Below are 10322 nucleotides of genomic sequence, written 5' to 3' on the forward strand. Positions count from 1 at the left end.
CCCACCGCCAGATGATTGTCGACCCCACCGGAAAGATCCCCCGGCGGAGTCTCAGGAGCCGTCACCGACGAATAGGCGAACCGCGTGTAGTGAGGATTCGCCTCGGACGCGGCCGGCGGCGGCGCCAGCCGATCGCTTCCGTGGTTGACGAGCCGCACGATCCCGTCGGCGGCGGTCGAATGCAGCACCCACCCCGGAGCACCCAGAACCAGACACCGATCCTTGTCCTCCAAGGGCTCCTCGGGAGCGGTCCACACGGGGTGATCCGGCGGCAGGAGCAGGCCCAGGAACGCCTTGGCGGCCCAGTAGGGCGAGGCGGGACCGGAGTACGGCTGGGTCACCGGCAGGAACTCCCGATACCACCCCAGCCTCAACAACCCCTCCGCGTCCGGCACTTGCCGCTCGGAGAAGTGCCGCAACGCCCCGGAGGCGAGTTGCCGCGTCCGCCCCGGCGGCAACGGCGTCGCATCCGCCAGCACCCCCGCCCACAACGGCGCGACAACGGCGTACCGATACGTGAGAGACCGCCCTTGATGCACAGGAGCCCCGTCACCCCCGAAGAAGTACTGAAAGGTCTCCAGGAACTCCCGCAACCGCCCCCGATGCCGGGCGACGACGGCAGGATCGGCGCGCGCCCCGGCGATCCGAGCCCACAGCACGGGATACAGGTGGAGGGCCCAGGCGTTGTAGTAGTCGAACTTCTGCCCGTCCCCGTCGGTGTACCACCCCTCGCCCCGGTACCAGTCGTCGAGCCGGGCGAGCCCGGCGTCGATCTCGCCGCGATCGTCCAGGGCGCCCACGGAGGCGAGGAACTCCTCGACGATCACCTGGAACAGCCGCCAGTTGGAGTCGTTGACGACGGCCCCGACGAACCCCCGGAACCATGCGACGGCCCGCTGTCGCACGGCATCCGGGAGCAGATCCCACAACCACTCCCGCGTCTCGTGCAGCGCGACGGCGACGGAAGCGGCCTCCACCATCGGCTGCCCCCGGTCGGTGATGGGCGGCCAGTGCTCGGGATGCCCCGGATCGGTCCCGGCGGCCAGCCCGGCCGCGTACCGCGAGATCAACGCCTCCATGCCCGCCCCCCGGGCCCCGGCGATCCGGAACGCGGCCAGCAGGAACGAGCGCGCGTACCCCTCCAGTCCGTCCGACCACTCCCCGGCGTACCCGGCCCGCCCGGGCAGCCGGTACTGCGCGAACCCGGGCGTCGCATACGGCAGCAGCGCGTCCAGCAACCGGTCCGCCGCGTCCTCCCACACCGCACGGTCCCCGCTCACGCGGGCGGCCCCACGCTGTCGCGGACGACGATATGGGTCCCCAGCAGATGCGGCCCCGCAGGCTCCCCGTCCCGCACGGCGAGCCGTACGGCGGCGCGCCCCAACTCCTCCGCGGGCGTACGGACGGTGGTGAGCGGAGGGCTGAAGTCCTCGGCCAGAGGTATGTCGTTGTAGCCGACGACTGACACATCGTCAGGTACGCGCAGTCCGGCCTCGGAGACGGCCCGCAGCACCCCGGCGGCGACCATGTCGTCCCCGGCGACGACGGCGGTGAACTCCCGGGTCTCCCTCAGGAGTTGCCCCATGGCGCGCCGCCCGGCCGCCCGCCCGAGCCCGCAGTCGACGACGTACGCGGCCGAAGCCGGCAACCCGTGCTCGGCGAGCGCCGCACGGTACCCCCGCACCCGCGCGTCGAGCGCGGTGTTCCCCGGCAGCCCGCCGAGGAAGGCGATCCGCCGGTGCCCGGCGGACAGCAGGTGCGCGGTGATCGCGCGGGCCCCCGCCTCGTTGTCGAACTCCACGACCAGCGCCGGGAGTTCAGGGTCGGGCGAGGGCCGCCCGCACAGGACGAGCCGCGCCCCCGACGCGCTGAGCGCCTGCGCGTAGTGCGCGACCCGCTCCCGGTACGCGTCGTCCTCGACGACCCCGCCGACCAGGATCACCACCCGCGCCCCCTCCTCCCGCATGAGCTGCACGAAGTCCATCTCCCGCTGCGGATCACCCCCGGTCGTCCCGACCAGGCACAGCCATCCCCGGTCGGCGGCCTCCGCCTCCACGCCCTCGGCGACATGCGCGTAGAAGGGGCTGGTGACCTGGCGCAGGACGACGGCGACCATCTTCCGGCCGCCGCCGACCAGCGCGCGGGCGTGCGCGTTGGCGACGTAGTCCAGCGCCCGCGCGGCCCGCAGGACGCGGCTGCGGGTGGCCGGCGGCACCGGATAGTTCCCGGTGAGCACCCGTGACACCGTCGACACGGACACCCCGGCCCGCTCGGCCACCTCGCGGATCGTGACCCGTTCCCTCGCCGTCATGTCGCTGCGCGCCCCCTTCTCGTCCCGGCCGGTCATGAGGTGGCGTCATGCTCCTTCGCCAGCTCGTCGGCCATTCTGTCGCCGCCGCGCGCCCGCCAGGTCTTCACCGCGGTGTCGTACGCGGACAGGGGGGAGCGCCCGGCGATCACGGCGGTGACCGTGTCGTCCATCAGCGCCTTCAGCGTCGTCCCCTGCGTGGTGCGCGTCGTCGACTGGAGCCCGAAGGAGGCGTCCCGGATCGCGACGGGGACGACCTTCTGCTGCCAGGCGTGGATCGCGCGCACGGCCTCCGGACGGCCCGGCACGAACAACACCTGCGGCCCCTCGGCGAGATACCGGAACGGCAGGTTGGTCACGTTCTCGACCTCGCCGAGCCGGTTCGCCTCGGGCGAGCCGTCCGCACCCCGCGTGAAGTGCGTGCCCTCGACCCCGTAATGGATCAGCTCCCACTCCTTCGTACCGAACGGCGCGGCGAGGAAGTCCAGGACGCGCAGCAGGAGTTGGATGCGCTCCTTCTTCGCCGCCTTGAGGACCGTGTACCCGAACGAGCGCCGCGCCGCGACGATCCCGCCGGGCGTCCCGCCGACCGCGTACGGCAGGGCCGGTGCCGGAGTCAGCAGGCCCTCCGCGTCCGGGTACAGGGTCTGGTAGGAGCCGAAGCCGTTCTGCATCGAGCCGACCGTGCCGTTGAGGAACAGGGTCGTCAGGTCGGACGTCGACATCGAGGCGGCGTCGGGGTGGTAGAGGCCCTTCCCGCGCAACTCCGCCTGGAAGGCGACCGCCGCCTTGTACCGCTCGTCGGTGTAGTTGGCGCGGAACACGCCGGATCCGTCGACGGCCCACGCGGACGGCGCGTTGTGCGCGGCGGCGTGCACGGCGTTGCCGAACACCGAACCGGTCCCGGCGCCCAGCGCGTACCGCTTGCCGCCGGTCGCCCCGGCCGCGACGGCCGCGAAGTCGGCGGACGTCCAGCCCTCCCGCATCCCGGCGTCCGTGAACACGCCCTGGTTCAGCCACAACGTCGAACCCGGCAGCGGCCGTTCGAGCGGGACGCCGTAGATCCGGCCGCCGATGCGGCCCATGTCCCGCCAGGCGTGCCCGGGGATGTTCGCCAGGTTCGGGTACTGCGCCACCGCCTCGCCCGACAGGAACGGCGTCAGGTCCTCGGCCCTGCGCTGCACGAACTGCGCCTCGCGCGGGAGCTGGAAACCGGAGAAGACGTTGATGACGTCCGGCAGCGCGTCCGGATCGTCGGCCATGACCGTCGCCATCTTCTTCTGGTAGTCGTCCGTCGGGATGACCGTGAACTCGACCTTCACGCCGAGCGCCTTCTCCACGGCCTGCCAATACCGGTTGTCCGCGCGGCCCTTGGGCGGCGTGCCGAACGTCACCGACATCACCCTGATCGTCGAACCGTCACCAGGCGTGCGCTTGACGGACGTCGAGAGATCGGCCGGGTAGGAGGTGTACCCCGGCTGCACCCCCGCCTCGGTCGGCGCGAGATCCGGCTTCGCGCCCGGCGCCGCCCGGTACACGGGCCAAGGGGCCAGCTTCTTACCGGCGTTGGCGGTGTCGCCGTCGTCCTTGCCGGTGGAACAGGCGGTCAGCAGACCGGGGACACTCGCCGCTGCCATCGAACCGAGCAGCGCGCGCCGGGACATGCGGGACATGAGCGGGACCTTTCCGAGTCGGCTCCTGACGACGTCACCTCGCGACGACGTCAGCTCTTGACGGCGCCGGTGAGCACGCCCTTGGTGAAGTACCTCTGGAGGAACGGGTAGACGAGCAGGATCGGCACGGTCGCGATCACCAGCACCGCCATCTGGATCGTCTGCGGCGCGCTGACCGTGCCCTCGCCCGTCGTCGTGTCCGTCAGCCCGGTCCCCGCGATCACGTACGTCCGCAGCACCTGCTGCAACGGCCAGTGGTCGCTCTCCAGATACAGCGACGCGTAGAACCACGAGTTCCAGTAGGCGACCGCGTAGAACAGCCCGACCACCGCCAACGCCGCCTTGGACAACGGCAGTACGACCGACCACAGCACCCGCAGATCGCCCGCGCCGTCGAGCCGCGCCGCCTCGTACAGCTCCTCCGGGATGCCCTGGAAGAAGCCGCGCAGGACGACCAGGTTGAACACGTTCACCAGCACCGGCAGCACCAGCGAGGCGTAACTGTCCAGCAGGCCCAGCTGCTTGACGAGGAGATAGTTCGGGATCATGCCCGGCGGGAACAGGAACGTGAACAGGATCAGCAGCAGCACCGGACGGCCCCCGAACACGCCGGGCCGCGACAGCGCGTACGCGAGCGTCACCGTGCAGGCCAGGCTCAGCAGCGTCCCGGCCAGCGTCACCCCGGCGCTCACGCCGAGCGCGTGCGTGACGATCCCGCCGTCGAGGATGTCCCGGTACGCCTTCAGCGTCGGATCCTGCGGCCACAGCACCCAGCCGCCGTTGGCCACGACCTCCCGCTGCGAGGCCAGCGACGTCGACAGGATCACCAGGAACGGCACGCACACCAGCAGCACCACCGCCGTCAGCGCGAGCGCCTTGCCCGCCTGCGTCACCGGCCTCGGCCGTTCCATCCACGCCGGCCTCACCGGTACACCCCCTGCTCACCGAGCCGGTGCGCGGCCTTGTTCGCCGCGTACACCAGCAGCGCGCCCACCACGCCCTTGAACAGGCCGGCCGCCGCCGCGAACCCGTAGTCGCCGCCCACGATCCCCTGGAAGTACACGAACGTGTCGATGACCTCCGCCGCCTGCGGACCCACCGCGTCCCGCTGCAACAGCATCTGCTCGAAGCCGACCGACAGGATGTCGCCCAGCCGGAGGATCAGCAGCAGGACCAGCACCGGACGGATCGCGGGCAGCGTCACGTGCCAGAAACGCCGCCAGGGGCCCGCCCCGTCGATCGCGGCGGCCTCGTACCGCTGCTCGTCGACCTGCGACAGCGCCGCCAGGAAGATGATCGTCCCCCAGCCCGCGTCCTTCCAGATCACCTGCGCCACCACCAGCGGCTTGAACGCGTCCGGGTTCCCGACGATGTCGACCGTGTGCAGCCCGGCGTCGTCCAGATACCCGTTGAGCATCCCCGTGTCCCCGAGCACCTGCTGGAACAGCGCCACGACGATCACCCACGAGATGAAGTGCGGCAGATACGCCACCGACTGCACGAACCGGCGCACCGACGACCACGTCAGGCTGTGCAGCAGCAGCGCCAGGCCCAGCGGCACCGGGAAGAAGAACACCAGTTGCAGCAGCGCGATCCACACCGTGTTCAGCACCGCGTCCCAGAACGCCGCGTCCTCGAACATCCGGCGGAAGTTGTCGACGCCCGTCCACGGGCTGCCCCACAGGCCGTCGAACGGCACGTACTCCTTGAACGCGATCACGTTCCCGACGAGCGCGCCGTAGTGGAACAGCAGGAAGTACCCGAGACCCGGAAGCATCAGCAGGAACAGCGTCCGCTGCTGAAAACGTTTTTGCTCACCCGGCGGCCTGCGCCGGTCGCGCCTCGCCACCGTCTTCCCTGGGCGTTCATGTAACTGCACCGCCACGGAGCCTCCTCGGCTCGGGGTTGGGAGTGAGGGGAAGTTAAAACGTTTTCAGAGCACGGTCAACGGCCCTGACAGGAAACGCAGATGAGCGTGGGCCCAGGAAGGCGCCATTGACGGCCCTGGACACGTGTCCTACAAGTTGACGAATCGGAACATCGCGTCACTGCCGCACCAGGAGGCCCGCATGTACCGCCAGGTCCTCGACCCGCTGGCCGGATCGCTGTACTGGTCCGCGGTCCTCGCCGCGTTACCTCTGCTCACGCTGTTCGTCCTGCTCGGCGCCTTCCGCGTGCGCGCGCAGTTCGCCGCGCTGGCCGCCCTCACGCTCGCGCTGGCGCTGGCCGTCTGGGTCTGGGACATGCCGAGTTCCCAGGCCCTCTCCGGCGCCGTCGAAGGCGCCTTCTACGGCCTGTTCCCCGTCCTGTGGATCCTCGTCAACGCCCTCTGGATCTACCGGATGACCGAGGTCACCGGCTGGTTCGCCGTCCTGCGGCGCTCCTTCCGCACCGTCTCCACCGACCAGCGCGTGCAGGGCATCCTCATCGCGTTCTGCTTCGGCGCGCTGATCGAGGCCCTCGCCGGCTTCGGCGCGCCCGTCGCCATCACGGCCGTCATGCTCGTCGCCGTCGGGATCGCCCCCCTCAAGGCGGCGACCGTCGCACTCGTCGCGAACACGGCGCCGGTCGCCTTCGGCAGCATGGCCGTACCCCTCACCACCCTCGCCGGGGTGACCGGGCTGCCCCTGGACGACCTCGGCGCGATGGCCGGACGCCAGACACCCCTGATCGCCGTCTTCGTCCCCCTGGTCCTCGTGTTCCTCCTCGACGGGCGGCGCGGGGTGGGCGAGACGTGGCCCGTCGCGGTGGTCGCGGGGGTGACGTTCGGGATCGCCCAGTTCGCCGCGGCGAACTTCATCAGCGTCGAGGTGACGGACATCGTGGCGGGGGTCGTGGCGCTGGTCTCGGTGCTGGGGTTCCTGCGGGTGTGGCAGCCGGCACGGGTGACGGTGGGCGGGGGGATCGACACGTACTCGGACGCGGAGAGGTACGGGGGTGGCGATACGTACGCCGATGACGGCACCGGGCCCCGCGCCGGCGCCGGTTCCTCCGGCGGCCCCGGCCCCGACGAACCCGCGGACGGCAGAGCCCTCATGGCCTTCGCGCCCTACCTCATCATCGTCGCCCTCTTCGCCCTCACCCAACTCGGCCCCGTCAAGGACTGGTTGGCGGTGCACGGCGTCGTCACGTTCTCCTGGCCCGGCCTCGACGTCCAGACGCCCACCGGTCAGCAGGCCGGAGCCGTCACCTTCAAACTGGAGCACCTCAAGGCGGCCGGCACGATCCTGCTGCTCGCCGGTCTCCTCACCATGGCCCTGTACCGCCTCGGCCCCGGCCGCGCGCTCAAGGCGTACAGCGCGACCCTGCACCAACTCCGCTGGACCGTCGTCACCGTCACCTCGGTCCTCGCGCTGGCCTGGGTGATGAACCTCTCCGGCCAGACCGCGACCCTCGGCACGGCCCTCGCGCAGACCGGCGCCGCGTTCGCCTTCTTCTCCCCGATCGTCGGCTGGCTCGGCGTCGCGGTCACCGGCTCCGACACCTCCTCCAACTCCCTCTTCGGCGTCCTCCAGGTGACAGCCGCCCACGAGACGGGTCTCGACCCCGTCCTGCTGGCCGCCGCCAACTCCACAGGCGGCGTCCTCGGCAAGATGCTCTCCCCCCAGAACCTCGCGGTCGCCGCCGCCTCCATCGGCATGGCCGGCAGCGAGAGCCTCATCTTCCGCAAGGTCCTGGGCTGGAGCCTGGGCCTCCTCGCGGGCTTCGCCCTGATCGTGTACCTACAGTCGACGCCGGTCCTGGAGTGGATGACGGTCTGAGCCGCTGCCGAGCCCGGCGGATCAAGCCGTACACGGCGTCCGTGTCGCCGGTGCTATGAGTCCGTCAAAACGCCCGCTCCCGGCGTGAAGAACGCGCTAGGAACGATCGGAAACGATCACATCCGGACGGACCCTGAGGGCACCGGTCCACACGAAGGAGCCCCCGCCCATGTCCGTCCTCACCCCCGTCGCTCCCACCGGGGAGGAGCCCCCCGATGCCGGTGAACGGCATCGGCTCACTGCCGTCACGGGCCTGGCCGCGCTCTCGCTGGACGCGATGGCGTCGGTGGCGTACGGCCCGGAGGCGATCGTGCTGGTGCTGGCCGCAGCCGGCGCGCACGGGCTCGGCTTCACGTTGCCGGTGACGCTGGCGATCGCCGGCCTGCTGGCGGTGCTGGTCGCCTCGTACCGGCAGGTCATCGCGGCGTTCCCGGACGGCGGCGGCTCGTACGCGGTCGCCAGGGCGCACCTCGGGCCGCGGACGAGCCTGGTCGCGGCGGCGGCCCTGGTCCTGGACTACGTCCTGAACGTGGCCGTCGCCGTCACGGCCGGGGTCGCCGCGCTGACCTCGGCGTTCCCCGCCCTGTACGGGCAGCGGCTGTGGCTGTGCCTGGCGGTCCTGGCGTTGATCACGGCGGTGAACCTGCGGGGGATCGTCGAGTCGGCGCGGGTGTTCATCGTGCCGACCGCCGTGTTCGTCGGCTCGGTGTTCGTCCTGATCGTCGCCGGCCTGCTGCGCTCGGGGCCGGTCAGTACGGCGACGGCGGACGGCCACGCCTCCGTGCTGTCCGACAACGCCACGACGGTCGGCGCCCTGTTGTTGCTGAAGGCGTTCGCGTCCGGCTGCGCCGCGCTGACCGGCGTCGAGGCCATCGCGAACGCGGTGCCCTCCTTCCGCGTCCCGCGCGCCCAGCGGGCCCAGCGCGCGGAGGTCGCCCTCGGCGCGGTGCTGGGCCTGATGCTGATCGGCCTGTCCGTCCTGATCGGCCGCTTCCACCTCCAGCCGGTCCAGGGCGTCACGGTCCTCGCCCAGCTCGCGGACGCCTCCCTGGGCCACAACTGGGCTTTCTACGTCATCCAGTTCACGACGATGATCCTGCTCGCCCTCTCCGCGAACACCTCCTTCGGCGGCCTCCCCGTCCTGCTGAAACTCCTCGCCCGCGACAACTACGCGCCGCACGTCTTCGCCCTCAAGGCCGACCGCCAGGTCCACCGCCACGGCGTCCTCGCCCTCGCCGTCGTCTCGGCGGCCCTCCTGGTGTTCTCCGGCGGCGACACCAACACGCTCGTCCCGCTCTTCGCGATCGGCGTGTTCGTCGGCTTCACCGTCGCCCAGGCCGGCATGGTCCGGCACTGGCGCCGGGAACGCGGACCGGGCTGGACGGGCAAGGCCCTGCTGAACGGCTCCGGCGCCCTGCTGACCGGGGTCGCGACGGTCGTCGTGACGGCGGAGAAGTTCACCCAGGGAGCCTGGCTGATCGTCATCGCGCTTCCCCTGCTGGTGGCCGCCTTCGAAACCGTCCACCGCGCGTACGCGGGCATCGGCGAACGCCTCGGCCTCGGCCGGGTCCCCGAACCCCCGCACCGCGTACGCTCCCTGGTCGTCGTCCCCGTCTCCTCCCTCTCCCGCCTCACCTCCCAGGCCCTCACGGCGGCCACCTCCCTCGGCGACGAGGTCCGCGCGGTGACGGTCTCCTACCCGGACCCCGAGGACCGCGCGGCCCTCCACGCCCTGGAACGCGCCTGGGCCGACTGGAACCCCGGCGTCCCCCTCGTCCGGGTCCGCAGCGACCGCCGCAGCCTGGGCCGCCCCATCGCCGCCTACGTCCGCGAGATCGCCGCCGCCGAACCGGGCACCCAGGTGACCGTGCTGATCCCGGAGACCGAACCCGAACGCCTGTGGCAGCGGCTGCTCCAGAACCAGCGCGGGGCCGTCGTCGCGCACGCCGTACGACGGGAGACGGACGCGGTGATCTGCCGCCTGCGCTTCCGGCTGCCGTGAGACGCGCCTCACCGCTCGACGAAGAACGCGAGGTCCCCGGCGTCCGGGCGCAGCAGGCCGTCGCGCAGGGCGAGCGCGGTGGCCTCGGCGCGGGAGGACGCGCCGGTCTTGCGCAGGAGGTGCTCGACGTGACTGTGCACAGTGCGCGGGGAGAGGAAGAGGGCCTGCGCGATGGCCCGGTTGGTCTGGCCGGTCGCGGCCCGGGTGAGGACGTCCAGCTCACGGGCGCTGAGCCCGTACGGCATCTCCGTCGGCACCCCGTGCACCAGGACCGCTCCCGCCACCAGCCCGGCGCCGGGCCGCTGCCGGTGGAAAGTCACCCGGTACCAGGTGCCGTCGACGGGCCACAGCAGCCGCAGCCGGCGTCCCCCCGAACCGGCGAAGACCCGCAGCAGGGCCCGCAACTCCGGGTCGTCCAGGGCCCGGACGGGCTCGCGGCCCGGCAGCCGGAGCGCCCCGTCGGGGGTCACCAGGCTCGCCGACCCGTGCTCCGGCAGCCGGTCCGCCTCACGCGCCACCGGGTCGGCGAGCGCGCCGAGCGCCGGAATCACCGAGGCCAGCAGCCGCCGCGCCTCCAG

General features: G+C 71.7%; 8 protein-coding genes. 2 read left to right on the forward strand and 6 right to left on the reverse strand.

What is annotated here, in order from left to right; all coding sequences use genetic code 11:
• From AOK24_RS28015 to AOK24_RS28035, 5 genes are all read right to left on the reverse strand, one after another.
• The coding region (locus AOK24_RS28015) for a DUF2264 domain-containing protein (RefSeq protein ID WP_159052009.1) at window positions 1-1280 on the reverse strand (1280 nt) is incomplete at its 3' end.
• The gene (locus AOK24_RS28020) at window positions 1277-2311 is read right to left on the reverse strand and encodes a LacI family DNA-binding transcriptional regulator (RefSeq protein WP_055722840.1); all 1035 of its coding nucleotides are present in this window, start codon (window positions 2309-2311) and stop codon (window positions 1277-1279) included. The genes AOK24_RS28020 and AOK24_RS28015, both read right to left, overlap by 4 nt.
• A gap of 32 nt (window positions 2312-2343) precedes the next feature.
• The gene (locus AOK24_RS28025) at window positions 2344-3981 is read right to left on the reverse strand and encodes an extracellular solute-binding protein (protein ID WP_055722836.1); all 1638 of its coding nucleotides are present in this window, start codon (window positions 3979-3981) and stop codon (window positions 2344-2346) included.
• Window positions 3982-4031: 50 nt separating this feature from the next.
• Window positions 4032-4892, reverse strand: a complete 861-nt coding sequence (locus tag AOK24_RS28030; protein ID WP_055722837.1) for a carbohydrate ABC transporter permease — start codon at window positions 4890-4892, stop codon at window positions 4032-4034.
• Window positions 4893-4903: 11 nt separating this feature from the next.
• Window positions 4904-5758, reverse strand: coding sequence for an ABC transporter permease (locus AOK24_RS28035; RefSeq protein ID WP_055722838.1), 855 nt, complete (start codon window positions 5756-5758; stop codon window positions 4904-4906).
• A 292-nt stretch (window positions 5759-6050) separates the two neighbouring features.
• Between AOK24_RS28035 and AOK24_RS28040 the strand changes: the two genes are divergently transcribed.
• Both AOK24_RS28040 and AOK24_RS28045 read left to right on the forward strand, forming a co-directional pair.
• On the forward strand, window positions 6051-7742 hold the full coding sequence (locus AOK24_RS28040) for an L-lactate permease (protein WP_055722841.1): 1692 nt from the start codon (window positions 6051-6053) through the stop codon (window positions 7740-7742).
• A 169-nt stretch (window positions 7743-7911) separates the two neighbouring features.
• The gene (locus tag AOK24_RS28045; RefSeq protein WP_055722839.1) at window positions 7912-9744 is read left to right on the forward strand and encodes an APC family permease; all 1833 of its coding nucleotides are present in this window, start codon (window positions 7912-7914) and stop codon (window positions 9742-9744) included.
• An 8-nt stretch (window positions 9745-9752) separates the two neighbouring features.
• Here AOK24_RS28045 and AOK24_RS28050 read toward each other — a convergent pair.
• Window positions 9753-10322, reverse strand: a 570-nt coding sequence (locus AOK24_RS28050; RefSeq protein WP_167376866.1) for a helix-turn-helix transcriptional regulator, incomplete at its 5' end; no start/stop codon positions are given.

The sequence above is a fragment of the Streptomyces niveiscabiei genome (assembly GCF_001419795.1).
Lineage (GTDB): Bacteria > Actinomycetota > Actinomycetes > Streptomycetales > Streptomycetaceae > Streptomyces > Streptomyces niveiscabiei.